The organism is Streptomyces sp. NBC_01341 (assembly GCF_035946055.1).
In the GTDB taxonomy this organism is placed as follows: Bacteria; Actinomycetota; Actinomycetes; order Streptomycetales; family Streptomycetaceae; genus Streptomyces.
Genome location: NZ_CP108364.1, coordinates 1 through 25,349 on the forward strand (window position 1 = coordinate 1; position 25,349 = coordinate 25,349).

The window sequence follows — 25,349 nt, forward strand, 5'->3', positions numbered from 1 at the left end:
GCCAACCCTGGACCTGCTCGCGCAGACCGCCCAGGCGTGGCGGCTGGTGGGCCACCGGGCTCCGATGGTCGCAGTGTGCTCGCTGGAGAACGACGCGGTGCTGAACGAGCTGGGGGTGCGCACCACCACGAACCCGATTCAGCTCGCCCTGTGGGCCGGGACCGGGCCGGTCGTCGTGCTCGCCACGTACGCCTCTCTCGTGGACCGCGAGGACACCGACGCACCCGGGGGCCAGCGGAAGGTTCGCGGGCCGCTGGAGACCGCTCTGGCGGGCGGAGAGCGCCTGTACGGGCAGCGCATGGCGGGCTTTGACCTTGCGATCGTGGATGAGGCACACGGAACCGCTGGTGATCTTGGTCGTCCGTGGGCGGCGATCCACGACAACCAGCGGATCCCGGCGGACTTCCGGCTCTATCTCACCGCGACCCCGCGCATCCTCGCCGCGGCCCGCCCGCAGCGGGGCGCCGGCGGCCAGGAGGCGGAGATCGCGAGCATGGCCGATGACCCGGACGGCACGTACGGCGCGTGGCTCGCAAAGCTCGGGCTCTCGGAGGCGATCGAGCGGGAGATCCTCGCCGGGTTCGAGATCGACGTCCTGGAGATCCGCGACCCCTCCCCCGTCCTCGGGGAGTCCGAGGAGGCCCGGCGCGGCCGGCGCCTGGCCCTGCTGCAGACCGCGCTCCTGGAGCACGCCGCGGCGTACAACCTGCGTACGGTCATGACGTTCCACCAGAAGGTCGAAGAGGCCCGCGCGTTCGCGGACAAGCTCCCGGAGACCGCTGCCGAGCTGTACCTGAACGACGCCTCCGACGCCGACCTGGCCGCCGCCGACAAGCTGCCGAAGTCCTCGATCGACGCGGAGTTCTACGAGCTGGAGGCCGGCCGTCACGTCCCGCCGGACCGGGTGTGGTCGGCGTGGCTGTGCGGCGACCACCTCGTCGCCGAACGGCGGGAGGCGCTGCGCCAGTTCGCCAACGGCATCGACGCGGCCGGCCGCCGGGTTCACCGCGCCTTCCTCGCCAGCGTCCGCGTCCTCGGGGAAGGCGTCGACATCACGGGCGAGCGGGGAGTGGAAGCCGTCTGCTTCGCGGACACCCGCGGCTCCCAGGTCGAGATCGTCCAGAACATCGGCCGTGCGCTCAGGTTGAACCGCGACGGCTCCACGAAGGTCGCCCGCATCATCGTGCCGGTCTTCCTGGAGCCCGGTGAGGACCCGACCGACATGGTGGCCAGTGCCTCGTTCCGCCCCCTTGTAGCGGTCCTCCAGGGCCTCCGCTCGCATGACGAGCGTCTGGTCGAGCAGCTCGCTTCCCGCGCGCTCACCAGCGGCAAGCGCAAGGTGCACGTCCAGCGCGACGACGACGGGCAGATCGTCGGCGCCGGCGGCGAGGGCGACGGCGCGGACCAGGAGGACGACGACACACAGGCCGCCGCCGAAGCCGCCCTACTCCACTTCTCCAGCCCGCGCGACGCCGCCACCATCGCGGCCTTCCTGCGGACCCGGGTCTACCGGCCGGAGTCCCTGGTGTGGCTCGAGGGCTACCAGGCCCTCATCCGCTGGCGGAAGGAGAACGAGATCACCGGCGTCCACGCCGTCCCGTACGACGTCGAGGTCGGGGCGACGAAGTCGTTTCCGCTTGGCCGGTGGGTGCACCAGCAGCGCAAGGCGCTGCGGGCCGGGGAGCTGGAGGAGCGGCGCAAGGTCCTGCTGGACGCCCCGGAGGCCGGGATGGTCTGGGAGCCGGGCGAGGAGGCGTGGGAGAACAAGCTCGCCGCGCTGCGGTCCTACCGGCGGGCCATGGGGCACCTCGCGCCGCGTCAGGACGCGGTGTGGGGCGAGGGTCAGGCGATGGTGCCGGTCGGGCAGCACATGGCGAACCTGCGCCGGAAGGGCGGCCTAGGGAAGGACGTGGATAGGGCAGCGGAGCGCGCGCAGCAGCTGGCCGCGGTCGATGAGGACTGGAACTGCCCCTGGCCACTGGACTGGCAGCGGCACTACCGCGTCCTCGCCGACCTGATCGACGCCGACGGTGTCCTGCCCTACATCGCGCCGGGCGTCGTGTTCGAGGGTGATGACGTGGGCAAGTGGCGATGGCGGCAGCAGGAGCCGGGCACCTGGGCGCAGCTTCTCCCCGAGCAGCAGGAGCGGCTGTCGAAGCTGGGCGTGCAGCCCGCTGAGAGCGCGTCTCCCGCCCCGGCGGCCGCTCGTGCGGCGAAGGGCCCGAGCAAGGCGCAGGCGGCGTTCCAGCGGGGCCTGACGGCCCTCACGCAGTGGGTGGAGCGAGAGGGCGTGGACCGGCCCGTGCCAAGGGGTCACAGCGAAGAGATCGCGGTCGACGGCGAGGCGGAGCCGGTGACCGTGAAGCTGGGCGTATGGATCTCGAACACGAAATCGAGGAAAGACCGGCTGGACGCCGACCAACTCGCTGCGGTCCGGGAACTAGGCGTGGACTGGGTGTGACACGCCCCTCGCCCGTCGTTGACCTGGGAGGTCAGCGAAGTGGACGCCTCGGGACGTCGTGGCCCTGGGGCCTTCGTCTTGTCTTCCGGTAGCGAAGAGAGGTGCAACACGGGCTGCAACACAGGTCCCTTGACGGTAGTTGACTCATGTTTGCGCAGGTCAGGGCTGCAACGCACAGGCGCGTTGCAGCGCTGGTGTTGCACGGTCGAGGGAGGGCGTTGCAGTCGTTGGTCTCTTCGGCCACTGTGTGAACTCCCTCCAACCCCTGCCAACTGTTGGATAGCGTCCCTCCATGTACATGGAGATAGATCCCCTTGAGGCGTGGGAGAGACTGCGGGCCAGTCGTTCCAGCCGACCGGGTAGAGCGAGCAGTGGGGCGCGGGCCAAGACGTACGCCACGGCTTTGGAGCAGGCGCAGCAGATGTTCAAAGCCGCCGAGGTCGTGGGCCCGCAGACCCGTCCCTTGCTGGTGTTCTACGGACTGAGTCAGGCTGGCAGAGCGATTGCGGCTGCGGCCGTCGACCTGAAGGGCGAGGACTGGAACCTGACCTCTCACGGCATCCATGCCTCGGGCTACCACCTGGACTTCGCCGACATCGAGATCCGAACGGATCCCGCTGGCACGGCCGGCAGCTTCGTACGGCTCAGCAAGCTGCTGCGGTCACCGGTCTGGGGAAGTGACACGGTCGTGCGGCTGGAGAAAGTCTGGGACACCCTTCCTGTCAACTTGCAGTACCCGCTCACCGACCGGGAGCGGTTCACGCCTCTGTACGCCAGCACGGACGTGATCAGAGGCATTGATTTCCACCCGCTGCTCACCGTTGAAGTCGGCGACATCTTGGACCGCGTCGTGGACGCTGGCAGCCGCACGGCTCTGGATGAATTCCTGCAGAGCTATCCCGGCGCCGCCGGGTATGACGACTTCGCCCGTCGCCGGGCGGAAGCCGATGCCGGGCCGGACTTCGAGCGGCACCAGCCGAATGCCGGCTTGCTGGCCATGCACTGGGAGATGCCCGCGGAAACGGGCACCCGAGAGGAGCGCCTGGAGCGCCTGTCCGAGATGACCCGGAAGTACGCCGGGCATCGCTACTTCCTCCCCGCCGTCGCGGGCCTGCCGCGTGAACTCCACCCGCTGATGGCGTGGTGGGCGGTGCTGTACGCGCTGTCGATGCTCGCCCGCTACCAGCCCGCCCAGTGGGCGAACCACATCAACGTCGACGGCAGCCGACACGCGGTGCCCATCGAGAAGATTCTGGAACGGGCCATGGAACATCTGCCCGTCCTGATCGCGGACACCATCGAGGAAGTTGCCGCCTGGTCGTAGACGCTGAGCGGCATACTCCCGCCCCACCGACCGGCAAACTCCTCTCTCACCCCGACAGCACGAGACGAGGGCCGTGGCCGGATCTCGGTTCCAGTCCCTCGTCCGCGAGGGGTCTCCTACACGAAGAGTCGGCGCGACAAGCTCACCCGCTCCTCGGGGAGCCGGGCACGGACTGGGCGTGAGCAACCACAGGATCTGATCAAAGGGTGTTGGGTCGGGTCTAGTTACACACAGCTACGCTGACAGCTCTGTGCGCAAGGGGGGGTTCATGCTGTTTGAGCAGCGGATGTATGCACACGTCAAGTTCCTCGAGTTGATGGCGGAGCTCTACGAGAACGAGTTCGAGGACTTCTTCCATCGGCTGATGTGTTTGCGCTATCCAGACTTCCTCGACGTGCGCACGGCTGGCAGTCTGGGCGACAGGTCGGCCGATGGCCTCAGCCTGCATTCGCGAAAGCTGTACGCCTGCTACGCACCACAGACCGTGAAGCCGGACAAGATCCGCAAGAAGTTCGACGGAGACCTCTCCGGGGCGGTCACCAAGCGAAACGGAGAATTCGACACCTTTGTCTTCGTGCACAACGACAGGCGAGGTGTGCATCCGGAAGTGACATCTCTGCTGGCAAGCGCGCGGAACAGTGTGCCTTCGCTGCGATTCGAACAGATGGGCACCCGGCGGCTGTGGCACGAGTGCATGCAGCTTGATCAGATGGCGGCCGAGGACGTCCTCCGCTGCGAGATACCCATCAAGGACACGACTTTCGGCATCGGGATGGAGGACCTGGCGCCGTTGCTGAAGCAGCTGCAAGACATCCGCGCCGAGTCCAACCCCCTCATGTCCCTGCCCGACGTGCCGATAGAGAAGCTGGACTTCAACCGGATTGAAGGAGCGGATCGTGAGGACCTCCTCCGCGGCATGCGACAGAGCTACCTGGTAGACGCCTTCTACGCCGGCACCCGGAGCGAGCTGGAGCACGACGAGGTCGCGGAGGGCTTCCGCCTGTACTACCAGCAGGTACGTCGCGACTACAGCGACGCCGACGACGTCCTTTGGCAGCTCAAGATGTACTTCCTGGGGAACGCCCAGCCCCGGCCGAAGGTGCTGCGCGCCGCCCTTGTTGTCCTGGCGCACTTCTTCGAACGATGCGACATCTTCGAGACGCCACCCGCCGGCTGGCAGCCGAACATCGGGCTGACCGCATGATCACTCCGACGAAGGGAATCGCTCCTGACCGCTGCCTGCTCGCTGTCGGCGCGCAGGTTCTCCTCCAGCTCGATGAACCGCGGACCGTCAGCCAGGCATGGGCCAGGCTGAAGAGCTGGCGCGCTGATCAGGCCCATACCTCGCCGGTATCGTTCGAGTGGTTCGTTCTGGCCCTGGACATCCTTTTCGCCATGGGTGCTGTGGAGCTGGCCCAGGACGTTCTCATCGCAAGGAGTACAGATGCTGCGCCGTCTGAGCGCTGACGACGCGCGGTTCAGAACAGTGGAGTTCTCGCCGGGACTGAACCTGCTGGTCGCGGACACCACCTCGTCGTCGGCCGAGACCGACAGCCGTAACAGCGCCGGCAAGTCCAGCGTGATCGAGCTGATTCACTTCCTGCTGGGGGCAAAATCCTCCGGGTCCCTGGCCACGAACAAGGCGCTGCGCCACATCACCTTCGGCCTCGCCATGGACTGGCCGTGGCAGGACGATCCGCTTGAAGTACGACGGCGCGGAGACAATCCCAAGGTCGTGTCGCTGAGTCGGGACGTATCCGGCGTGCCGGCCGACACGCTCTTCACGGACGGTCAGGACGTCGAGCTGTCCGTGGAGCAGTGGAATCGCGTCATCGAGCGGGATCTCTTCGGGCTGGAGGGTGACCATCCCGGAGTGAGCGGTCGCACGCTCCTGTCGTTCCTCATCCGCCGTGTCTCCGCTCACGGCTTCAACGAACCGACCCGGACGTTCTCCCGGCAGGCCGCCGCCGAGGCATCGTCGAACCTGGCCTACCTCCTCGGGCTGGACTGGCAACTGGTCAACGGATACCGCGAGCTCAATGCCCGCAAGGCGACCAGAGACCAGCTGAGGAAGGCAGTCAACGATCCCGTATGGGGACGGATCGTCGGGTCCACGGCCGATCTGCGAGGCCAGATCACTCTCGCCGAGGCACAGGTCGAACGGCTGCGGACGCAGGTTGCCGCCTTCCAGGTTGTCCCTGAATACGAGCGCCTCAAAGACCGCGCAGACCAGGTAAGCCGCCGGATCAAGCAGCTCGCCCAAGACGACGTGATCGACCAGCACAACCTCGAAGAACTCCGGGGCGCGGTCACCGAGACCACCGACGTCGAGGTGTCCTACCTCGAGCCGGCCTACCGCGAGCTCGGGGTCATCCTCAACGACCAAGTCCGGCGTCGCTTCGAGGACGTCAAGGCGTTCCACCACTCCGTCGTACGCAACCGGCGCAGATTCCTGGAGGAAGAGATCCAGGAACTCACCGATCGCTTGGCCGCCCGGCGTCAGGAACGTGCCGACCTGGGCGAGGACCAGGCTCGCCTCCTGCGCGAGCTGGCGGAGGGTGGAGCTCTGGAAGCGCTGACCGCCCTACAGACAGCCCTGGGCCGGGAGGAGGCCGCTCTCGGTGCTCTTCGCCACCGCTTCGACGCAGCGCAAGCCCTGGAAGCCAGCGCCCGCCAGATCACCGCCAAGAGCGTTGAACTGCAACAGGCCGTCGACCTCGACCTCCGAGAGCGCCGGCAACAGACAGACGAAGCAATCCTGCTGTTCTCCCGGTACGCCCAGCGCCTCTACGGCGAGGGCCGCGAAGCCTATCTCGCCATCGAGGCCGGCCGGACCAGCCTCAGCATCACGCCCCGCATCGACGCCGACGACAGCCGCGGCATCAACAACATGGTCATCTTCTGCTTCGACCTCACCCTGGCCGTCCTCGCACACCGCCACGAGCGCGGCCCCGACTTCCTCGTCCACGACAGCCACCTCTACGACGGCGTCGATGAACGCCAGGTCGCACGAGCTCTCGCGCTCGCGGCCGAAGTCACGCAGGAAGAGCACATGCAGTACATCGTCACCCTCAACACCGACACCCTCAGCACCGCTGCCCAGCGCGGATTCAACCCCGAACCTCACATCCGTAGCCCCCGCCTCACCGACGACGAAGAGGGCGGCCTCTTCGGCTTCCGCTTCAAAGCCGCAGGCAAGGCGTAGCCACTCCCATACCGCACGCCCGGCCACGCTGCTCAGTCTGCCGCTGTGGCCGGGCCTCCGACGGAGAGATCTGACGTCGCTCACCACCTGCTCGGGTGCCGGACAGGCTGAAGGGGAGATCAGCAATTGCTGATCTCCCCTTCAGCCTGTTCTACGGGTGGGGGCCGATGACGAGGACGGTGATGACCGAGATGGTCTCCCCCGCCGCGTTCCTCTCGTCCGGCCCGTACATCCAGTAGATGCGCCAGGCGCTGGGGTTGTGGTTCTCCACGTAGGAGTCCCAGACCTTCTCCGAGGCGTGCCCGGGGAACTTCTCGTACTGGTGGGAGTGCAGGCCGGGGTGACGCGGGTTGGCCTGCAGGCGGGCGAGTGCGTTGTTGACCTTCTTGAGCTTGGCCGGGTCGGCCTTCGAGCCGACGGTCAGGCGGTTGAGGGTCTCGTCGGCGTCTTCGGTGAAGCGGAGGCTGTGCACCTGGTCCTAGTCCTCGTCGTCCTCGTCCTCGTCGAGGTAGTGCGAGAAGTCGCCGCGGTCGATGGTCTTGCCGGCCTTGGCCTGCTCGATCCCGGTGCGGATGCGCTCGGCGAGGTGCGGGTCGTTCCACACCTGCATCTCCCGCTCCGGGATGGAGACGACCGGGGTCAGCAACAGCACGCCGTCCGGGTTGCTCTCGACCCGGTACCGGCGGCCCGCACGAGCTCCGGCACGGCCGAGGGAAACTCGTCCGCGGCTGTCGACCTCAGTCTCGGCGACGGTCTCGAACTCCTCGCGCTCGTGAATGGCGGTCATGTGCGTGCTCCCTCGGTTCCGCCGGAGGGCTCTCCACGGCTCATGCCTCCTTCGAGCAGGAGGCACGCCCTCCGGCGCTTACTACCAAGGTACCCGCATTGGGGAAAGTGGGTAACGCCCACTTTCGTGATTCTCTTCTCCTCAATGCCCAAGGGCTTGGGCATCACCTGTGGTCGCGACGGTGCTCTGCGTGGAGGGCGCCTTCTTCTGCGCGGAGCGTGCGATGAACGGGTCGAGCAGCACGTAGCGGTTGACCTCGGCCGTCCCGGTCGGGCTGAGCGGGGCGGCGATGTAGGTCTTGTGGGCCTGGAGCACGCCCTCCTTCGCCAGCTGCCGGAAGCCGCGCTCGGCGGTATCGGGCGACCACCCGTACCACTCCTTCATCCGCTCAGTCGGAAGCTCGAAGAAGGCCAGCTCGCAGCTGGCCGTCAGCAGCATGGCCAGGGCCGGGAGGCCGAGCTGGTCGATCAGGCCGGTACGCCAAAGCTCGAAAGGGATCTTCAGGTAGGCGTCGCGGTTCTGGTTGCCGGGCCGGGTGTACGGATCGAGGCTTCCGTCCTCGCGCAGCAGCGTGACCTGGATGTCCCAGGTTCCCTTGGGCCGCTCGTAGGTGATCAGGCGGCGTTCCTCGAGACGCTTGAGGACTTTGGTCACCGCCGTGCGGGCGGAGGCCGGCGTCGCGTCCTCCGTGGTGCCGAAGGCCCTGGCCCACACCATGCCGGGGAGGGTGGTGCTCCACCCCGACTCGGCGGTCTCGGCGCTGGTGACCGCGACGATGAACAGGTAGGCGCGCAGACCGCGCACGTCTCCGTTGGTGACGAACTCGGCCAGTCGGCTGGACCGGTCCGCCTCGTCTCGCTTCTTCTGCACGAACGCCCGCCGGATGGGCGCGAAGTCGCGCGCGGCCCGCTCGAGGAGGGCTTCCCTCGTCTGGGCGGGAGAGGCGACCGGCTTCTGGGATGTCTGCTGCTTCACACCACAGAACATGCCGGACGGACACCCCGCAGGGCAAACAATCCAACTTCCGTAGTTCAGACGCTGTAGCGGGTGTCTGGAGGATACGAGTGACGATGACATCTGAACGATGACAGTGACGAGCTCAATGTCAATGACACTAGTAGGTGAGGTTCAGAAGGCGCAGCGCTGAACCCGTGGGTCCCCGGCACGGGAACCATCCTCCGAGGCAGAAACTGCCGCCCGCTTCGCCAGAAACCCGCGAAGGCCCCCTGAGGGGCCCAGGGGCCCCTCTCCCGCCCCCGGAACGTGCCCTCCGCCATCGGGCCCGCACAGGGGCCCTGTAGCCGCTCCAGCCGGCGCCGCCGAAGGCAGACAGGATGCCGATCTCGCTCGCGGACCGATCGTCCCGAGCGCCCGAGGCCTTGCCCTGAAGTCGCCCCGGATGCCGGCGGAGCTTAGCTCACCCGCCGCGCCCTGGGCTCGGTACCAGAAGGACAGCACTGGCATGCCGGTGGCGTCTGTCGTGACCCGTTCCTTCGGCTTATCGCTGATGCTCACCCAGAGGCTCGTAGCCTGCGTCAGCCAGCACTGTCTGGAGTTTGCAGAAACTGGCAGGCAGGGGCAACCGACATGGGAGAACTGACGCAACGGACTGCGTGTGTCGGCCCTGCCGGCTGGCCGCTTCGAGAGGCGGGCATGGGACAGATCGAGAAGGGTTTGGAGCGCGCGTTGCGTACCCGGCCCGTTCCCTCCAGCACCGGGGCCCGCCTGCGTTTTCTGCTGGCAGCGCATCGGGGTTCCACCCGGCAGGTGGCCGCCGTGCTGGGGGTCTCGCAGCGCACCGTGCAGCGGTGGGTGACGAGGAAGCCAGGAGCGCGTCGTCCCCCGGGTCCAACACAGGTGCGAGCGATCGAGGAAGCGGTCCTGGCTCGGTGGCAGCCGCGAGTACGGGCCCGTCGGCGTGCCCAGGCCGAGGCGGAGGGCTTCGTCTTCCATACCAGGGCGCGGTTCGGGTTCGCGGCTCCTGCGGGGTCCTCGGACGATCCGCGGGTGCGGTGGATCACCCAGGATCTGCCGGGAGAAGTGGCCCGGGAACTGTTCGCCGCCCGGGACGCCGGCGCGGGCGAGCAGCAGCAGACGGTGATCCTCGCCCGTGCGCTGGGACACACCTACTTCCGCGAATGGGGCCGCCGGGCCCACGGTCTACACATCGTCTTCAGCGACGTCGAGTTCGCCGACTTCTCGATCGACTGAGACTGCCCCTTCGAGCGACCGCGTCAGGGTGTTCAGCGTCGTGAGGGCCTGACGCGACTGATCGGCACCGCTTCGTACCGCTCGGCTTCCTGCCGCTCGCGCCAGTCCCACTCCACACGGCCGACCGGGCCTTCGCGGCGGGCTGCGGGCGGCTGGGGCGGGCGCAGCTTGGCCGTCTCCGCCACGCGCAGCAGGTGCGCACGGTCATCTGGCGCGGCGAGCAGTTCCTGGTCCTCGCCGGAGACGAGCCGGGTGAAGCAGGCCGCCGCTCGCAGGAAAACACCCGCCCAGGGTGGTACGGGGTGGGCGGCGCAGCCGTCGGTGTAGCGGGCGCGGTCATGGAGGGCGAGCGTGGCCGCGGCGGTGTCGTAGTCGCGGGGGCGTGCGGTAGCGAGTTGCTGGAAGGAGGCGCCGGTGAAAAGCGCAACGGCAACGGCCGCGGCCAGGCGAGGATGTGCGGTCGCCGCGTGCAGTCGGCGGGCGACTTTCTGGGCGGTGTGCGCGGTGAGAGGCACGGGCGGTGGGCGGTGCCGCCAGATGATCGAGGGCGGGGCGCACGGATCGATGCAGGGGCGGGGGCTGTCGTAAGAGATGAGGCGTTCCAGTGCGGGCAGGGTGAGCCACCGGCCGGCCGTCCCGGCGGACTCATCTGCGAGCGGGGGTTCGGCGATAGGCATGCCGTAGTAGTGGCGGCGGGCTGCGTCGAGGTCGGTGGTGAGGGAGTAGTCGGCCGTCTGGAGGGCCCGGTACAGGGCGGCGGGAAGGCGGGGACGGTGGCAGACCAGGGTCAAGTGGATACCCGTGAGGGCACGCAGCTCCAGGAGTCGCATTGTGCGGTGGGTGGTGAGGCGGTGGGCGCGCAGGACGGTCAGCCGGGTGACGGGCAGGGCGGTCATCCAGGCCGTGACGGCTGCCCAGGCGGGCTGACGACCGCCTGGAAAGCGGCCGGTGAGCAGGGGCGGTTTGTTCAGGGCGGCGAGAAGGTCGTGGGCGAGACCGGTCTCGCTGCTGGTGCCCGGTCCGGGGTGCAGGGTGACCCGGCCGGACGGCGGATGGTGGGCGGCCAGGGCGGTGTGGGTGTGGATGACGTCGTCATCGCGGTCGATGACCACGGTGACGGACGGCGGCCGCGTGGCGGGAGGCATGGCGGTGTGGTGGTCAGCCAAGGCGGCTGAAGGCCCAGCGCAGCAGTTCCTGATCCACGCGGGGGCGGCCGGTGCGTGCCAGGGCGGTGCGGGTGTGCGCGGTCAGCTGGGCCCAGGCGCGGAAGTTGCCGTGCGCGGCATGCTGGTCGGCGAACGTGATGTCGTCGGGGTCGGCATCGGCCCAGATCGGGTGGAACAGCGGGATGACGTCGAGGACCTCGCTGGGAGTGAGGCGGGTGAAGTGCTGCCAGATGAAGATGCGGGAGGAGAGCATCGGTTCGCGGCGCAGCACGGTGTGGCAGCCCTCACCGCCGACGAAGATGATCGCGAGCTGGGTGGAGGGTTCGTCCCACAGGTAACGGAAGTACTCGAACGCCTCCCCGTTGAGCCACTGGGCCTCATCCACGAGGAAGGTACGGGGGCGTTCGGCCAGAGCGGTCTTCAGCAGACGGTCGAATTCGCTGGGGTGGCGCGGTGGCTCGCCGGCCAGGTCGAGCGCGGTGAACAGTTCGTAGCGCACCGCTCGGGCGGTGGGACGGGCGCGGAAGGTGACCCGGCGGACATCCTCGCCCGGTTCGAGTTCGCGCAGGCAGGTGTTGACGGCGAGCGTCTTGCCGAAGCCGGCGCCGCCGTGGATACACATCATCGCGCGGGCAGCGACCGTATCGCCGATGTTCTCCCGCGCGGTGAGCAGAGCGCGGGTGGTGACCACGGAAGCGTCGGGCAAGTCGACGTACTGGTAGGTGGCCGCGGTCATCAGGCATCTCCATCTTCGTCGGTGGGGGGAGGTGCGGCCCGCCCGTCGCGGCCGCCCTGGGCGGAAGTGCCAGCACTGCCGGACGGGATCGGGGCGGGCATGCCTGGCGTGGTCAGCGCGGCCAGGGAAGCAGGGGTACGCCAGTCGGCCGGGGGCGCGGCGGGCGGGATGAGGTCCGGCATCGCCAGACCCGACAGGTCGGTGCCGGCGGCCTGGGCGAGCTCGGCCTCGGCCTGCGCGGTGGTCAGCGCGCCGAGCCGCCGGGGCGCCTCCGGCTGGTTCACGGCTGCATAGCGCTCGCGCTGTGAGGCCTGAAGGTCCTTCTTCAGGCGGCGGGCGCGGGCGGCCCGTGCCCGCCGTACGGCGCTGACCTGTTCCTCAGTGGCCTGGTCTGCCAGATCCGCGGGACCGAGGTAGCGGCCCGTGGTGGCGTGGTAGACCTCGATGCGGTGGTCGTGATGGGGCATGAAACGGACCCGGACCTGGATCCCGGCCTGCCCGGTCATCCACGGACCCACGTAGTCGCGGTTCTTGAAGCGGATACCGCTGCTTGTCAGCATGCGGGTGCCGGCGTCTTCCAGGGTGAACGTCCACAAATCTGCGGCCGGTACGTCCCGCAGCGGGGTGGGATCGTCCTGCCACGCCTCAAGCGGAGTCTTGCCCCGCAACGGCGCCGGACGGTGCTCGGTGTTCCACCACAGCGTCCAATCCAGCAGCCGGGCGGTGAAGTCCTCGAAGCCAAGCAGCACCTCGTCCTTCGGACGGGAAGCACGCTTACCGGGGCGCGGCTGGCGGGCGTAGCCGGGCAGCGCGGCCAGGAACATGCCTTCTACCGCCCGGTTCAGGCCCTCCACCGTGCCCTTGAGGTGCGGGGTGTAGGCGGGCAGGTCCTCCACCGTCACGTCCAGGAGATCGAACGCTGCGGTCACCGTCCGGGACAGGAAGTCCTTGCCACGGTCCACCCGCACCTTCTCGGGCAGGCCGCCGAACGGGCCGTAGGGGTCCTCGCGCAGGACAGCGGAGCGCAGCGCGGCCAGCACCGACTCCCGCGACGGATGCACCGGTGTCACCGCGACACCGGTGATCGCGTTGGTGGCGCAGTCGGTGAACCAGGTGATCCACGGCCTGCGAGCCCTGCCCTCGACATCGACCAGAACAGGTGCCTGCATGTGGTCGGTCTCCCACACCTGGTTCCGCCAGCCCCGCGGCCTGGCCAGGAACACATCATGCTTACGCGCCGCCCGCTCTCCACCCGCGAGCCCGGCCCGCTCCCCCGGCGTCAGATCACGGCGAATCGCCCGGTGCAACGTCGTCAGCGACGGCGCGTCTGCAGGCGGGGACTGCCTGGCAGCGCGCAGGACCAGCTCGCGATGAACCGCCCGCACGTTCCCCTTCCACAACGCCAGCAGTCCACGGATCTCGGGCGTGACCGTGAACCTCGCATCGGCCCGGGAGCGCGCACCGGGATAGGCGGCTGCAGTCTCATCGCTCTGAGCAGCGGCCAGCCAGCGCCACACCGTGCGCTCCGACGCCCCCAGCGCGTCCGCAGCCACTCGTACATGACCTGCTGTCAGGTTTCCCCCGGCCCGCAGGGCGAGCAGCCTCCGCACCGCAGGGCCACGCATTGCCGTCCTTGACGCCGCGGGCAGTCCGCCGACTGCGCGGACCGCGTCACCGTCCTCCATGTCAGCTCCCCTCACGCGGTTGGGACATCTACGTGTGCCGGCCGCCGGAGCGTGCGCTGGGTTCACAGCGGCGGCGCGACCCGCTGGCACAGCCGCCCCAGCAAGGCCCGGTCGGCGACCGCGTCAGCGGTGGTGAGCAACACGTTCTGCAGGTGTGTGGTCAAAGCGGCCCAAGTCCGGAGCGTGCCGTGTGTCGACGTCTGGTCGATCCATGTCAGGTCCTCGGCCGAGACAGTGCGCCACAGCGGATGGAAGCCGGTCACCACGGCTGTCACTTCCGTTGCGGCCAGACGTGGAACCTCCTGCCACGCGCCGATGCGTGACGCCAGCTGCGGCAGCCGGGCCAGCGCCCGCTCGGTGCCCGCCCCGCACAGCACCAGCGTGACCCGTGTGCCCGGGTGGTCCCACAGGCTCTGTAGGTACTCCAGGCACGGCACGGGCAGGCGCTGTGCCTCATCGACCACCAGCACCCGCGCCTCGCCCAGAGCCCCCGTAACTGCGGCGTCGGCGAGCGCCGATGTGTGCGGGAAGCGGCCCGGCAGTGCCAGAGCATCGAACACCGCCCGCCTCATTCCGGCCACCGACGGGCGCACCGGCACCGGCACCCACGTCACCTTCCAGCCCGCAGGCACTGCGCGGAGCGCCATCCGCACAGCCGCGGTCTTGCCCCGGCCCGGGTCACCGAACACACACACCGCGCCCTCGGCCGCCATTGCCTGCCCGACCGCCTCGGCCACCGCCCGCACCGACGACGTCTCCACCAGCCGAGCCCCCGCCGGCAACGCCACACCCTCCAGCGTGCCGCTCTCCCCCGACGGCACGCCCGAGACCGCCTCCGGCGCAGGGTGCGGCGGCCGGCGCGCAGCCACCTTCGCCGCGCCGCCCTCCCGCGGCCCGGCCAGAGCGAGGTCAGCCAGCGCCTGCCTCGTCTGCTGCTCCTCCCGCTCCCTGCGCACCACCGCACGGTCCGGCAATACCCTGCCGGCCTGAAGGTCCCGGTGCACCACCCGGTACAACGACGCCAGCGAAGGCACCTCGCCCCCGACCCGCTTCAAGTACCGGTGCAGCACCGCCACGTTCCCGCCCGCCTGCGCCAGCACCTCCCACGCCTGGTCGGACAACTCCAACCGGGCCCGACGCCTGCGCTCCACACGCCCCTCGGTCCGCGCCGCCTCCAGCCACCGCCACACCGTCCGTGCAGTCACCCCACCGACCTGTGCGCCCGCACGCACATGCGCCGTCGTCAACGCCCCGGCCGCATCGAGCTCCATCAGCCGCGCCACCAGCACGGGCCGGGACACCCTCAACCCCGCCGTGATCTCACCCCACACGCCCGGCTCGCCCACCGAAAAACCCTCCGCCGCAGACACCGACCCCACCACCGTGCAGCCGCGCAGCCCTCTAAAGGATCAGAAGTGCCGTTCCCGAGACAGCGGAGTGGAGTGGGGTGTACCGCCCCATGACAGCCATGAAGGCACCAGGTACCGCCCCGTGTCAGTGACCACACCCTCCCTCAACACCCGACCAGCGGAAACGGCTAGTCCTGACGTCCCGTCACTGACACCACACACCGACACCAACCCGGCACATCGCAGGCGGTGCTGTCGAACTGCCGTGTCCTGGGCGAGGGCGTGGACATCCGGGCGGTGGACTCGGTGGCCCTCCTGGACCCGAAGGGTGCTCCGCACGACATCGTCCAGGCGATTGGCCGGGCGCTGCGTCAGAAGCCAGGACAGGGGAAAGTCGCGTCTCTGATCGTGCCGGTATTTCTCCAGCCTGGAGAAAATCCGGAAGACATGTTCACCTCCGGGTCGTATCGGCCTTTGGTGAAAGTCCTTGAAGGTCTTCGGGCTCATGATGAAGAAGCAATTGAGTTGCTGGCGATTCCTCAGGAGCCTCAGAAGGACGTGGCGCAGCCGTCGGAGTACATCGGTTCGCCGCCCGAGGAAGGCGAGGACGAATCGCGTTTGCTGCTGCGTTTTGCTGTTCCGCGTGATCCGGTGATGGTCGCGGAGTGGGTGTCGTTCAGTGTGATCGACACCGAACGTCAGGACTGGGCACGTGGGTGGGCGGCGTTGAAGAAGTTCACCGAGCGTGAGCATCACGCGAGGGTTCCCTACGGGCACCGGGAGGGGGCGACACCGCTGGGGCAGTGGGTCGCGGAACAGCGGAGGGCGTACGGGGCGGGGCAGATGACCGGCCAGCGCGCCGCCCGGTTGGAGAAGCTGGGCATGGTCTGGTCGCTGGTGGATGAGAGGTTCCAGGAGAACCTGGAGGCCGCGAAGGCGTACTACGACCTGCACTGGACCCTCTGCGCTCCGAGGTCCGCCACGGCGTTGGACAGGCCGGTAGGACAGTGGTTGAGCAATTTGCGCCGCCCCGGTGCGCTGGACGGCCACCCGGACTGGGAGGCCGCGCTCCTGGCCGTGGACGAGGACTGGAACACCGTGTGGCCGGCAGAGTGGCAGCGACACTACGCCGCACTGCGCGAACTCGTCGCCGACGAACAAGACCAGACCGGTGCGGCGGATGTCCTGCCCGGGCTCACGGTCCACGGCATGGACATCGGGAAATGGCTCGCCAAGCAGCGGACCCCGGCGGTGTGGCAGGCCCTGACGGAGGGACAGCGCGAGCGCCTGGAGGCCGTCGGCGTCACACCACCCACCCCCGCCCGGGAGTCGGAGGCGCCCGTGGCGTCTACCGTGCCCCTGAGCGCCTTCGAGAAGGGCGTAGCAGCCCTCGCACAGTACAAGGCCCGAACCGGCTCCATGACCGTCCCACGAGGGCACGTAGAGCGGCTGGAGGATGGGGCAGAAGTCCGCCTCGGGGTATTTCTCAGCAACAGCAAGAGCCGCCGGGCCAAGCTCACCCCCGACAAGCTCGCCACGTTGGCCGGCCTCGGGCTGGAGTGGGCCGCGGCCACCTATAGCTGCGGCGAACTACACGAAGGGTTGCAGGCTTGAGCTGCAACCCTTCTGACCAGCCCAGACCCATTGGCCTTTTTCGTTGGCCGACGGAACTGCAGACTAGCCTGCCAGCGCCGACGCCCCTGCTTGAGCAACTCTGCTGGGATCATCGTGAGACAGCATCCCGGCCGGGTCAATGAGCGGAACGATCACTGGGTAGAGGTCTTCTCCTGCGGGGGTGAGGTGCCCAGCGTGGCGCTTGGCCACGGCGAACCCTGCACCAGCAACCAGGTCGGCGAGCTGCAAAGACGGATGGTGGCTTGACTTGCCGCGCAAGAGCTCACCCAGGCTCACATCCCGTGAAATGTAGCGGAACTCAGGATGCCCAAGACCACGAGCGTCGTCGGCGATGTCGTCCAGGTGCTGGTCGGTCAGCGTGCGTTGGTCGTCAGTAAGGATATTGACCCGGCCCACCCGACGGGACCAGTTCCCCGTAACTGCGGCCACGCCAGGGATCAGAGGTTCCAGCGCGGCAAGAAGTGATGCGTTCGGTCCGAAGGCGTCATCGAGGTACTCGCGGGCCTCCGCCCGTGTAGTGCGCAGCAGCCCCAGGAGGGAGGTTACGTTGCGCCGGGATGAGCGTGCCCACGCCTCTTCGACGACGTCGTAGAAGTCGTCGACGCTGACCTGTTGGTCGCGGTTCTTATACGAGGCGAAGGCGACCGTGGCGACGAGCAGCCGATTGAAGAGTGCTGGCCCAAGGGCGCGCGGGCCCTCAGTGAACAGGTCCCGGGCCATTTTGCGGGCGACTCCGGTGTTCCGGATATCCAGGCCCTGCTTGTACGTCAGCTCCTCGACGAAGAGGTCGATGAGCTTTCCAACGATGAAGTAGTGCTTGTCCAGGACATACACCGATGCACGCCCCTCGAGGGCGCCGCCAGGGCCGAGCAGCGCGGCGAGAGCCTTGCGGCGTTGGCTCTGCCCGTCCTTGGCGAAGGAGGTACCGAACTTCAGCTCAGGGGCCTGGATCCGTGTGGTCCGGCGGAGGCCGTCGATCAGGTCGGCGGCGTCTTCGTCGCTCATGGCCACGGATCCGATGGTCAGGTAGCGGCTACGGTCTTCGCCATGGAGCTGATCTCCATCCCATCCAGACTCGTCCAGGGCTATCCATCGCCCCATCGGCTCGCCATCCCGGGTGGCCTGCGGGCAGTTTCGGCGGCTGTACTGCTCGCCGAAAAGGCCGGTGCCTTCGTTTGGCTGTCGAAGCGGAGTATTCACGGGGATAAGCATCCTGCCCCAGAACGTGCAGAGGCAAGGCATATACCTGCATGTGACGACCAACCATGCGAAGGTAACCAGTGCCCACGCCAGAGGCTCGGCGACATCGCGCCAGAGGCCCTACACGCACTGGGATGCGATGCCCGGGGGCTCTGAGCTGCGGCATCGCACTGCTGTGCGTGTAGGCCCTGGGAGCTTCGGCCGCTCTCCCAGCGAATTACGTTGCAGCGGAGGCAGGATCGGTGAACGAGACCGGCTTGCCAGTGGCTCGGGCGTAGTCGATTTCCCTGTGCGTGGACTCGCCGATGTACCCACCAGGGTTGACGACCAGAACCCGGTCCGCCAGGTCGATCTTGCGTAGATGGAGAGCGCCCAGCGCTGCCTTCTGCACCTCGGTGATCGGCTCGTTTGCTTCGCCTGGCGCGACGACAATGATTCCGGCGAAGGCCAGATCGCGATTCGCTGTACGCATCTCGTCCGCGAACCGGGTTGAGCCGCAGATGCAGACGATCTCAGGTCGATTGGGCACAGCTCATCCCTTCCTGGACGGATACTGGTCAGTACAGGGCGACGGCATCGAGGACGACGGCCGGGCCGGTGATGTACGCCTGGACGTCATCGTCGGGGACGTCCAAGCCGAGCCGGTTGAGTTGCTGGGTAACCTCTCGGAGATCATCTTGGATCTGCGCCATCATGATGCGGCGCATCATGAACTCCCACCCGTGCAGCAGCCATTCGTCGGTGACCCTGTACTCGTCCTGCGGAACGAGTCGGTAGACGCTGCCGAGGATGCGCATGTCCCCTTCAAGCCGATCAGCTGATGCTTCATCAATGAAGTAGCCAGAGCGGACGTTGACGTACACCTTGTGCGGCAGAGAGCTGCCCGTGATCTCCAGAAGCATGGGCAGGGGCAGCAGCTCGTTGTTCAGATACACCCGCTGGATCGCCTGCGCGACGTCTGCGTCACCGACATCGAGGTTGGCGAGTTCGCTGAGATCGTTGATGTCGCGCTCCAGTATCAGGCGCCGGAAGACGAAGAACAGCTTGCTCATCACGCTTGCTGCCGTGATACGCGCGGTGCCCTCGATCTCGACCAGGGCATCTTTGGTTAGAGCCGTATCGCCGGCGGGGTTCATGCTGACCGCCTTCTCGCGAATCAGGCCGTCGATCACCTTGGAGACAGTGAGCCTTTTCCAACCTCACGCTGACGCGTGGTGAAGGACGAGGACGGCCTGGACGATCGCTGTGATGCGGTTGGTGCTGCAGCGGAGCTTCCGCAGAAGGCGCCAGCCCTTCAGGGTGGCCATGGCCTGCTCGCCGAGGCAGCGGATCTTGGCGTGTGTGCTGTTGTGGCGGCGCTGCCACCGCTTGAGGCGACGGCCGCGGAAGGGCACCCGGATGGACCCGCCGGCGCCCTGGTATGCCTTGTCGGCCCAGCACTTGAGGTCGGCGTCGGTGAGTGCTTCGACGATCCCGTGAGTGCGGGCGGCGGTCAGGTTGGCTTTGTTCACGAGAACCGACAGCACCTGTACACGAGTTTGGGAGGCGTCGGCGGCGAGTCGTGTTCGATGTTCATGAGAAGCGACAGCACCCGAGTTCACCGATGATCGGGGCACCGAGCCGGGCGTTGGGCGCCGCCCGCGCTACTGGATGCTCCAGCGGTGCGGATGGTTGAGATCGGTGGGGCAGACGAAGACGTTCAGCTCGCCGAATCGGCCCACGACGACTTCGGTGGGGGTGGCAGACCGATGGGTGGGCAGGTCTCGATCCTCAAACGGTTTCCAGCTGCCGCTGCCGCCGTCCCACTCCGAGCTGTCGATGGTCAGCAGTAGGTGCATCGGCGTGCGGCAGGTCTGGCAGTCCATGGGGTACGGGTCGGTGGCGTGCCAGGAGGCGAAGCCGCCGACGCGCCAGCCGGGCGGGATGGACAGGTCGTACTGGTAGTAGACCGGATCGACCGCGTTCTCATCGGCCTGCTGCTCGGCCTGCTCTTCCTGGGATTCCTCCCAGGCGTCGAGTCGGGCACACAGCTCCTCGGGCAGGAGGCCGGCGAACGGGTAGGTGGTCACCTGCTCCGGTTGAAGGACGCAGGGCTCGGGCACGAACCCAGCGGACCCGGCGACCAACGGCTGCGGGGGAACGGTCAACACGTCCCCGACTTCCCACGACCGCCGCCAGCGCAGATGCAGATTCAGGTCGTACCGGCTCGGGCCGTGCGCGTCGAAGGGGCACCAGAACACCTGGAGCAGGTCGCATTCCTTCGGACCCTGCGGCAGGTCCGGGACATCCCGCCGGTACAGCTGGGCCAGGCCGATCATCGGCAGCGGATCCGTCTCCGACACCTCGGAGAGCCGGTGCTCCAGGTACAGCTCGGCCAGCAGCTCCCGTTCCTCCTCCGTCGGGCCCGGGTTCTGTTCCCGAGCCCACGCGGCAGCCAGGATTCGCCGGTAGCGGTGGATATCGGCCGGGCGCCGTCCTCGCCCCCGCCCGTGGGCCTCACCGCACACCGGCCACGGCTCGTTCGCCGGCCACAGCATCGGACCGCCCACCGAGCTGTCAGAAGTCTGCGGGCTGCCCGGTCGTGGGTGGAGCCGCGTCGTCGTACTCCCGTAGGCAGCCAGTTCCGGGAAGAGCACCTCGACATCAAGCAGGCGCGGTGGAGTGGTCCTCGTCATGGAACGCGACCATAAACACCCAGCGATCTTGGCGGTCGAGCACCCCCGGCAGCAGTCTCTGCGGTTCTGAAGCTGCTGTCGAAACCCGTGAACATTTCGATTCGTTCGACCGGGTCGACTGCCTCCCAAACCGGCGAACATTCGCTGTCCGTTCTCGCGGACAGAGCCAGTCAGGTCGTGGATGGAGCCGGGCAACGCGGGCGAGGCCCACAACAGGCGGCCGAACGGGTCGGTGAGGACTTGGATGTTCATGCCGTGCCGCTTGTATTTGCCCGAGTAGTACGGGGTGTCGGCGGCGATCCGGTCGATCGGCAGCAGGGTGCCGTCCAAGATCACGAACGCCTTGGTTCGCGCGATGCGCATCGCCTCGGCCAGGGTGGGCGCGAGCGCGGCTAGCACATCGACGGCCTCGCATATGTAGCGATATACGGTCGCGATGCCGATACCGAACCCGGCGGCGAGCCGGGCGTAGGTGTCACCACAGCGCAGATGGGCCAGGGCGAGCAGAGCCTGACGACCGGCGGTCAGACGCCGCCACCGGGTCCCGATCTCCTGTCGCCTGGCTGTAAGACGCCCGGTCAGGAACCGCAGGGTGCGACTGGACAGGTCGATCGAGGACGGGTAGACAAGCACGCAAAGCTCCTGGCGGACACGGGTGATCTTGGTCAAGAACCCGTCTACCGGGAGGTTCGCCGTTCCGCCGTCCCGTCCAACACGTTTGACCGAGCCCTTCAGTTGGCCGGTTGAGCGTTGACCGGGCAGGTGCGCCGTATCCCGTGCGGGCGCCGTCCCCGTTCTACTCCACCGGCTCGCACCAGGCGGCGACGAGATCCTGGAAGCCCGAGAAACGGGTGCCAGGAACAGTCTCACCACTGACCGTCTCGCCGTTGAGCCAGCAGATGTCGAAGATGTCGGTCTCGGTGTCGAGGAGGCAGCACACACCACCGGTGGTGGCGGTGAGGTCAGTGAACACCTTCCGAACGCTCGCAGACTGCACGAACATCCGGCTCATGCTCGAGGTAGCGGCGGTGAACTGCAGTGACGCAAAGTTCGGGTGCCATGCGGGGGAGAACCTGACCGTCAGGTAGATGTACCCGACCGACACCCGTCCCTGCTCGTCGACCCTGTCGGAATCACGAAGGAAGAACTCGCGCACCGCGTCGTCGACGCCGACGACGATCGAGGTGTCCAGTTCGAGCGAGCCGCCTGCCGAACAGTCGACCGGTTCGCTCTTGAACTTCGAGGTGAACGGCACGATCACCTGCTCTCCGCCCGGCAGAGTCACCGGAAGCGGCGGCGTCTCGCGGCCTTGGGGGGCGAGCTCGGCCAGCCGGGTCAGCGCTCTCGCAACGTTCCGAGGGGGCATGAAGATCTCATAGCTGTAGTCCAGCCCCATACCGCCCCACCTCCCCTGTCCTGAACCGTCATCCTGTCACGATCGGGATTGATCGCCCAGTTGATTCCAACGTGGCTGGCTTCGTCCGGACGCAGTCGGCAACGAAGCGCTCAGTCATAACACGCGGCCACCTCAGTCAGGTTGGAAATGGCTCAGTGGCCTTTTCTCGCGGAGCCAAGCTGTAGGTGGACTGGAACTGCACATCGGTTCCCGCAGCTCCGTTCAGGGCAAGGGGGCCGATCCCCGCCTTGCCGCCCCCAGACCGTTTCCTCGCAGTCGTCTCCACGATTTCCTGCGCCACTGGGACATCGATGCTGTGGTACTCCGCCTGGGAGAGCAGCGTCTCAAGATCGAGAAAACTCGGGTGTCTCAAAGCCATCGCACCAGTCTTCCAGTGAGCACTGACAACAGGCGCCCCGAGCGACGGTCCGCCCACGATGGTGGGTGCTGCCCGATCTCTGAAAGCTGTCGAAGGCTCTGCTGGAGCGGGCCTGGTGTGACTCTACGAACGTCCCACCCACGCCGCGTGTTCGTAAGCGACGTGCAGCTGCTCGCGGAGGCGGCCCCGCAGGACACCGACGCGGGTTCGGCCCTCCAGAACCTGGAGTCCGATATCCCCCGGGTTCAGGGTGCGCCGGTCGATCAGGAGCGGCGGGCGCAGCCACGTACCGTGGTCATTCCAGTGCTGGCCGACTTGTGGGGGTCGCACCGTGACCCAGTGCACCGGGTGCTGTGCGAAGTGCTCGATCAGTCCGGCTTCGCTCTTGCCGGTCGGCATGGTGTGGAAGTCCGCGGTCGTCCAGCGTCCACGTGATGGTGCTCAGGTCGAGGTGGCCGTAGTCGTCCACGAAGGGTCCGTGGTCGCCGTGTTCGTAGAGGAAGTCCCGCAGTGCGTCGTCCGGCCACGACAGGCCGGTCAGGGCCGGGTCGGCGCGGAAGCATTCAAAGCCGAGGCCGCCGTCCTGGCGGCGTTTCATCAGAGGCATGAGGGCGTTCAGGTTCATGCCGTCAGATCTACAGGAGATTTCCTCTGGTGTTTCCCCGCGCCCCGGGTCACCGCCCCAGCTCGGTCATCAGGGCGACACCTTCCGCTATCTCCTCCGGTCGCTAGCCGGTGATGTCGAGCAGTAGTCCGTCCAGCGGTCCGCCGACCAGGGCGGCGTACGTCTGGTGCGGGAGCTGGCCTGGGTTGGGGTCGTCGTGGTCGTGGTCGTGGCCGTAGACCCGGCCGCGCAGCAACTGCTCGTCACCGTCGTTCGTCCGGCCAGCCTCCCAGCCGCCACCGACAGCGCGGGGTGGGACGGCGACGAGCGTGCTGCGGTCAACACGGCGCATGCGTACTACTCCGCTCCGTCTGGATGAGGTGTGCCACTCGGGGAAGCCCCGGGCTCTGGCACTAGCCGCGGGTTCGGTCCGCCTACGGCGCCCCACTCCCTGGCAGCGCTCGCGCGGTGGGTGGAACGGGCAGGCGCCGACCGGCCGGTGCCGAGAGGCCACAGCGAACGGATTGAGGTCGACGGCGAGGCGGAGCCGGTGATCGTTGGCTCTGTTCACGTCGCAGGGTTCTGGCTCACCTTCTGTGATGCGGAGCAAGAGCGGTCAGTCCGGGACGCCGCCCTCGCTGTCTGACCAGCGAGATGCCGGGCGCGGCCTCGTCCGGAAACCGGCGTGATCGCCGGCATCACAGAAGTTGGGCCAGAGCCCGTTCTCTCGCGGACAGAGCCAGGCTGCGGTTGGTCGTTCTTGCTGTCACTACCTCGTGACTTCCATGCTTGCTGTCACCGGCCGTGATTTTGTGGCCGCTGGCTGGGCTCGGGCATTGGGCATTCCCTTGCCTATCGATGCCCCATCGCCGCTCGCCCGGGGGTGCAACAGGTCGAACCTGACGTTGTGCCATTGGGTGCGGAAGGGGGACGTGTCGTCATCGGTCAGGTGGTCGTGGGGGTGCGACCAAGACTTGACCGGCGTGGTTGCGGTGGTGACGGCCGGCCAGCCCGGGTCGCCGGTGGCGGCGAAGTCGGCCCAGGAGCTGAGCATGCGCTGGGAGAGGGCGCGGTCGAGCTCATCGGGCGGGCCGCCGATGAGGAAATCCGCGCCAAGAGCGTCCAGGTTGCCGAACGCGAAAGGGATGTCGGCGTTGTGCCAGGGCCGGGCGTTTGCGCGCCTGCGGGCAAAGCGGGCCAGAAAGGACCGGCCTCCGGCCTTCGCGTGGTGCTCGGCGAGGCGGGTGGTGTACTCGCCGAACCGGGCGTCGCCGAACATCGAGAGGTAGCGGTCGAGCACCGGTGCGTCGGGCATGGACGTCCGGTAGTCGTTGACCAAGTTGGCCGGCAGCCGCAGGGCTTCGGCGAATTCTTCCAGCTCTGCTTCGCTGGTGACTTCCCGAACGGCTCCGACCGCGTGGAGGAACCAGCACTCCTCCAACGTGTGGCAGGCGAGTAGATCCACGCCCCGTGCCGCCCCGGAGGCGATCAGGCGGAGCGGGTCCGCGGGCAGGACCTCGCCGTCGACGACGGGCTGAAAGATCACCGGGTCATAGGCATGGACCGTCGCTACGGGAGCGGCCCTGCACTGGGCGGCAACCTTGTCGGAGGCGGCCACCAGAGCCTGGGGCGGTACGGACAGCAGCCCCTCCGCTGTCGGTGCGACGCCAGCCTCCGAGGCGATCCGCTCGGCGACCGCCGCTGCGAGCTCGAGGGTGTAGAAGGCATTGGGCACGCTGTGGGCGATGGCCCGCCGGAACAGCCCCTTGGCCTGCTGCATCGCCATCAGGCAGGCGACCGAGCCTGCCCCGGAGGAGTGCCCGGCGACGGTGACGTTACCTGGGTCGCCGCTAAAGGCCTTGATGTTCTCCTGCACCCAGCGCAGGGCGGCGGCCTGGTCCAGAAGACCGCGGTTGTCGGAGAACCCGGGCACGTGACCATAGCCCTCGAAGCCCACGCGGTAGTTGCAGCTGACCACTACCAGCCCGGCGCGGGCCAGGGCCGCGCCGTCGAAGTCGGGCTGAGCCGAGGAGCCGAAGGTGTAGGCGCCGCCGTGGATCCAGAAGAACACCGGCAGCGCGCTGTCATGTGTGTGCTCCGGCAGCCACACGTTGACGGTGAGAACGTTTTCGTCCCCGGGGCGCCACACGGGCGCCCCGGGGAGCTCAGCTGACTGCGGCGAGATGGGTCCGAAGGCCGTGCAGTCCCGAATCCCACCCCAGGCAGGCGCCGGCTGCGGCTCCCTGAATCGACGGGCGCCGAACGGCGCGGCTGCGTACGGGATGCCGAGCACCGCAGTGACGCCGTTAGTGGGCCCTCTGCCCTGCACACGGCCCGTCGCTGTCCAGAAGACCACCTCAGCACCCGATTGCTCATTCATTGCGCGCCAGTCTCACCCGTCAACAGGCTGCCACGCGAGTGAGTTTGGATCCGCCGGTAAAGGATGGGCCTGCTGCACGTCAGGTGACAACTAGCTCGAACAGTCACACGAGCAGCGCCTGACCGGGCCAACTTCCATGACAAACAATCCAACTTG

Annotated in this window: 22 protein-coding genes and 3 pseudogenes; 8 read left to right on the plus strand and 17 right to left on the minus strand. The window is 67.8% G+C overall.

Annotation, left to right across the window (positions count from 1 at the left end; translation table 11 throughout):
* The 5 genes from OG206_RS00005 to OG206_RS00025 all read left to right on the plus strand — a co-directional run.
* Positions 1–2,461: DEAD/DEAH box helicase (locus OG206_RS00005; RefSeq protein WP_327110825.1), on the plus strand; the 2,461-nt coding region annotated here is incomplete at its 5' end.
* 298 nt (positions 2,462–2,759) lie between these two features.
* The gene (locus OG206_RS00010) at positions 2,760–3,785 is read left to right on the plus strand and encodes a YaaC family protein (protein WP_442805930.1); all 1,026 of its coding nucleotides are present in this window, start codon (positions 2,760–2,762) and stop codon (positions 3,783–3,785) included.
* A 268-nt stretch (positions 3,786–4,053) separates the two neighbouring features.
* The gene (locus OG206_RS00015) at positions 4,054–4,989 is read left to right on the plus strand and encodes an ABC-three component system protein (protein ID WP_327110831.1); all 936 of its coding nucleotides are present in this window, start codon (positions 4,054–4,056) and stop codon (positions 4,987–4,989) included.
* On the plus strand, positions 4,986–5,252 hold the full coding sequence (locus OG206_RS00020; RefSeq protein ID WP_285573716.1) for an ABC-three component system middle component 6: 267 nt from the start codon (positions 4,986–4,988) through the stop codon (positions 5,250–5,252). The genes OG206_RS00015 and OG206_RS00020 overlap by 4 nt, the downstream gene beginning before the upstream one ends.
* Positions 5,230–6,990: an ABC-three component system protein gene (locus OG206_RS00025; protein WP_327110834.1), complete on the plus strand. Its 1,761-nt coding sequence runs from the start codon at positions 5,230–5,232 to the stop codon at positions 6,988–6,990. The genes OG206_RS00020 and OG206_RS00025 overlap by 23 nt, the downstream gene beginning before the upstream one ends.
* Positions 6,991–7,141: 151 nt before the next feature.
* Here OG206_RS00025 and OG206_RS00030 read toward each other — a convergent pair whose 3' ends face one another.
* The 3 genes from OG206_RS00030 to OG206_RS00040 form a co-directional block, all read right to left on the minus strand.
* A complete protein-coding gene (locus OG206_RS00030; protein ID WP_327110836.1) occupies positions 7,142–7,462 on the minus strand; it encodes a hypothetical protein in 321 nt (106 codons plus the stop codon).
* A 6-nt stretch (positions 7,463–7,468) separates the two neighbouring features.
* The gene (locus OG206_RS00035) at positions 7,469–7,777 is read right to left on the minus strand and encodes a hypothetical protein (protein ID WP_327110838.1); all 309 of its coding nucleotides are present in this window, start codon (positions 7,775–7,777) and stop codon (positions 7,469–7,471) included.
* Between the two features lie 141 nt (positions 7,778–7,918).
* Positions 7,919–8,752, minus strand: coding sequence for a hypothetical protein (locus OG206_RS00040; RefSeq protein ID WP_327110840.1), 834 nt, complete (start codon positions 8,750–8,752; stop codon positions 7,919–7,921).
* A 678-nt stretch (positions 8,753–9,430) separates the two neighbouring features.
* Here OG206_RS00040 and tpg point away from each other — a divergent pair.
* Complete coding sequence (tpg, locus tag OG206_RS00045) at positions 9,431–9,988, plus strand: telomere-protecting terminal protein Tpg (protein ID WP_111381700.1); 558 nt, start codon at positions 9,431–9,433, stop codon at positions 9,986–9,988.
* Positions 9,989–10,020: 32 nt separating this feature from the next.
* Here tpg and OG206_RS00050 read toward each other — a convergent pair whose 3' ends face one another.
* The 4 genes from OG206_RS00050 to OG206_RS00065 form a co-directional block, all read right to left on the minus strand.
* Positions 10,021–11,133 (minus strand): hypothetical protein, encoded by a 1,113-nt coding sequence (locus OG206_RS00050; RefSeq protein WP_327110846.1) that lies wholly within the window; start codon positions 11,131–11,133, stop codon positions 10,021–10,023.
* 13 nt (positions 11,134–11,146) lie between these two features.
* The gene (locus tag OG206_RS00055; RefSeq protein ID WP_181493997.1) at positions 11,147–11,890 is read right to left on the minus strand and encodes an AAA family ATPase; all 744 of its coding nucleotides are present in this window, start codon (positions 11,888–11,890) and stop codon (positions 11,147–11,149) included.
* On the minus strand, positions 11,890–13,500 hold the full coding sequence (locus OG206_RS00060; RefSeq protein WP_442805931.1) for a Mu transposase C-terminal domain-containing protein: 1,611 nt from the start codon (positions 13,498–13,500) through the stop codon (positions 11,890–11,892). The genes OG206_RS00055 and OG206_RS00060 overlap by 1 nt, the downstream gene beginning before the upstream one ends.
* Positions 13,501–13,637: 137 nt before the next feature.
* Positions 13,638–14,945, minus strand: a complete 1,308-nt coding sequence (locus OG206_RS00065; RefSeq protein WP_327110850.1) for an AAA family ATPase — start codon at positions 14,943–14,945, stop codon at positions 13,638–13,640.
* A gap of 216 nt (positions 14,946–15,161) precedes the next feature.
* On the opposite strand from OG206_RS00065, the pseudogene OG206_RS32520 reads away from it, so the two are divergent.
* Positions 15,162–15,287 (plus strand): annotated as a pseudogene (locus OG206_RS32520) (helicase-related protein); the annotation flags it as partial.
* A gap of 291 nt (positions 15,288–15,578) precedes the next feature.
* Positions 15,579–16,538, plus strand: coding sequence for a helicase associated domain-containing protein (locus OG206_RS00070; RefSeq protein ID WP_442805932.1), 960 nt, complete (start codon positions 15,579–15,581; stop codon positions 16,536–16,538).
* A 63-nt stretch (positions 16,539–16,601) separates the two neighbouring features.
* Here OG206_RS00070 and OG206_RS00075 read toward each other — a convergent pair whose 3' ends face one another.
* The 10 genes and pseudogenes from OG206_RS00075 to OG206_RS00120 form a co-directional block, all read right to left on the minus strand.
* A complete protein-coding gene (locus OG206_RS00075) occupies positions 16,602–17,759 on the minus strand; it encodes a hypothetical protein (RefSeq protein ID WP_327110852.1) in 1,158 nt (385 codons plus the stop codon).
* Between the two features lie 217 nt (positions 17,760–17,976).
* Complete coding sequence (locus OG206_RS00080; RefSeq protein WP_327110854.1) at positions 17,977–18,288, minus strand: hypothetical protein; 312 nt, start codon at positions 18,286–18,288, stop codon at positions 17,977–17,979.
* Between the two features lie 28 nt (positions 18,289–18,316).
* Positions 18,317–18,931: a hypothetical protein gene (locus OG206_RS00085; RefSeq protein WP_327110856.1), complete on the minus strand. Its 615-nt coding sequence runs from the start codon at positions 18,929–18,931 to the stop codon at positions 18,317–18,319.
* Positions 18,932–18,958: 27 nt separating this feature from the next.
* Positions 18,959–19,258 (minus strand): annotated as a pseudogene (locus OG206_RS00090) (transposase family protein); the annotation flags it as partial.
* 144 nt (positions 19,259–19,402) lie between these two features.
* Positions 19,403–20,434 (minus strand): DUF1963 domain-containing protein, encoded by a 1,032-nt coding sequence (locus OG206_RS00095; protein ID WP_327122137.1) that lies wholly within the window; start codon positions 20,432–20,434, stop codon positions 19,403–19,405.
* Between the two features lie 147 nt (positions 20,435–20,581).
* Positions 20,582–21,067, minus strand: a pseudogene (locus OG206_RS00100) (transposase family protein); the annotation flags it as partial.
* Between the two features lie 163 nt (positions 21,068–21,230).
* Positions 21,231–21,830, minus strand: a complete 600-nt coding sequence (locus OG206_RS00105; RefSeq protein ID WP_327110858.1) for a hypothetical protein — start codon at positions 21,828–21,830, stop codon at positions 21,231–21,233.
* Positions 21,831–22,332: 502 nt separating this feature from the next.
* Positions 22,333–22,608: a hypothetical protein gene (locus tag OG206_RS00110; protein WP_327110860.1), complete on the minus strand. Its 276-nt coding sequence runs from the start codon at positions 22,606–22,608 to the stop codon at positions 22,333–22,335.
* Positions 22,609–22,937: 329 nt separating this feature from the next.
* Positions 22,938–23,165, minus strand: a complete 228-nt coding sequence (locus OG206_RS00115) for a hypothetical protein (RefSeq protein ID WP_442805979.1) — start codon at positions 23,163–23,165, stop codon at positions 22,938–22,940.
* Between the two features lie 417 nt (positions 23,166–23,582).
* Entirely contained in the window at positions 23,583–25,193 is a 1,611-nt protein-coding gene (locus tag OG206_RS00120) for a carboxylesterase/lipase family protein (protein WP_327110862.1), read from the minus strand.
* Between the last annotated feature and the right edge of the window lie 156 nt (positions 25,194–25,349).

Coding starts and splice junctions, on each gene's coding strand:
- OG206_RS00010 (WP_442805930.1), top strand. CDS start 2,760: ATGGAGATAGATCCCCTTGAGGCGTGGGAGAGACTGCGGGCCAGTCGT.
- OG206_RS00015 (WP_327110831.1), top strand. CDS start 4,054: ATGCTGTTTGAGCAGCGGATGTATGCACACGTCAAGTTCCTCGAGTTG.
- OG206_RS00020 (WP_285573716.1), top strand. CDS start 4,986: ATGATCACTCCGACGAAGGGAATCGCTCCTGACCGCTGCCTGCTCGCT.
- OG206_RS00025 (WP_327110834.1), top strand. CDS start 5,230: ATGCTGCGCCGTCTGAGCGCTGACGACGCGCGGTTCAGAACAGTGGAG.
- OG206_RS00035 (WP_327110838.1), bottom strand. CDS start 7,777: ATGACCGCCATTCACGAGCGCGAGGAGTTCGAGACCGTCGCCGAGACT.
- tpg (WP_111381700.1), top strand. CDS start 9,431: ATGGGACAGATCGAGAAGGGTTTGGAGCGCGCGTTGCGTACCCGGCCC.
- OG206_RS00050 (WP_327110846.1), bottom strand. CDS start 11,133: ATGCCTCCCGCCACGCGGCCGCCGTCCGTCACCGTGGTCATCGACCGC.
- OG206_RS00055 (WP_181493997.1), bottom strand. CDS start 11,890: ATGACCGCGGCCACCTACCAGTACGTCGACTTGCCCGACGCTTCCGTG.
- OG206_RS00070 (WP_442805932.1), top strand. CDS start 15,579: ATGGTCGCGGAGTGGGTGTCGTTCAGTGTGATCGACACCGAACGTCAG.
- OG206_RS00095 (WP_327122137.1), bottom strand. CDS start 20,434: ATGACGAGGACCACTCCACCGCGCCTGCTTGATGTCGAGGTGCTCTTC.
- OG206_RS00105 (WP_327110858.1), bottom strand. CDS start 21,830: ATGGGGCTGGACTACAGCTATGAGATCTTCATGCCCCCTCGGAACGTT.
- OG206_RS00110 (WP_327110860.1), bottom strand. CDS start 22,608: ATGCCGACCGGCAAGAGCGAAGCCGGACTGATCGAGCACTTCGCACAG.
- OG206_RS00115 (WP_442805979.1), bottom strand. CDS start 23,165: ATGCGCCGTGTTGACCGCAGCACGCTCGTCGCCGTCCCACCCCGCGCT.
- OG206_RS00120 (WP_327110862.1), bottom strand. CDS start 25,193: ATGAATGAGCAATCGGGTGCTGAGGTGGTCTTCTGGACAGCGACGGGC.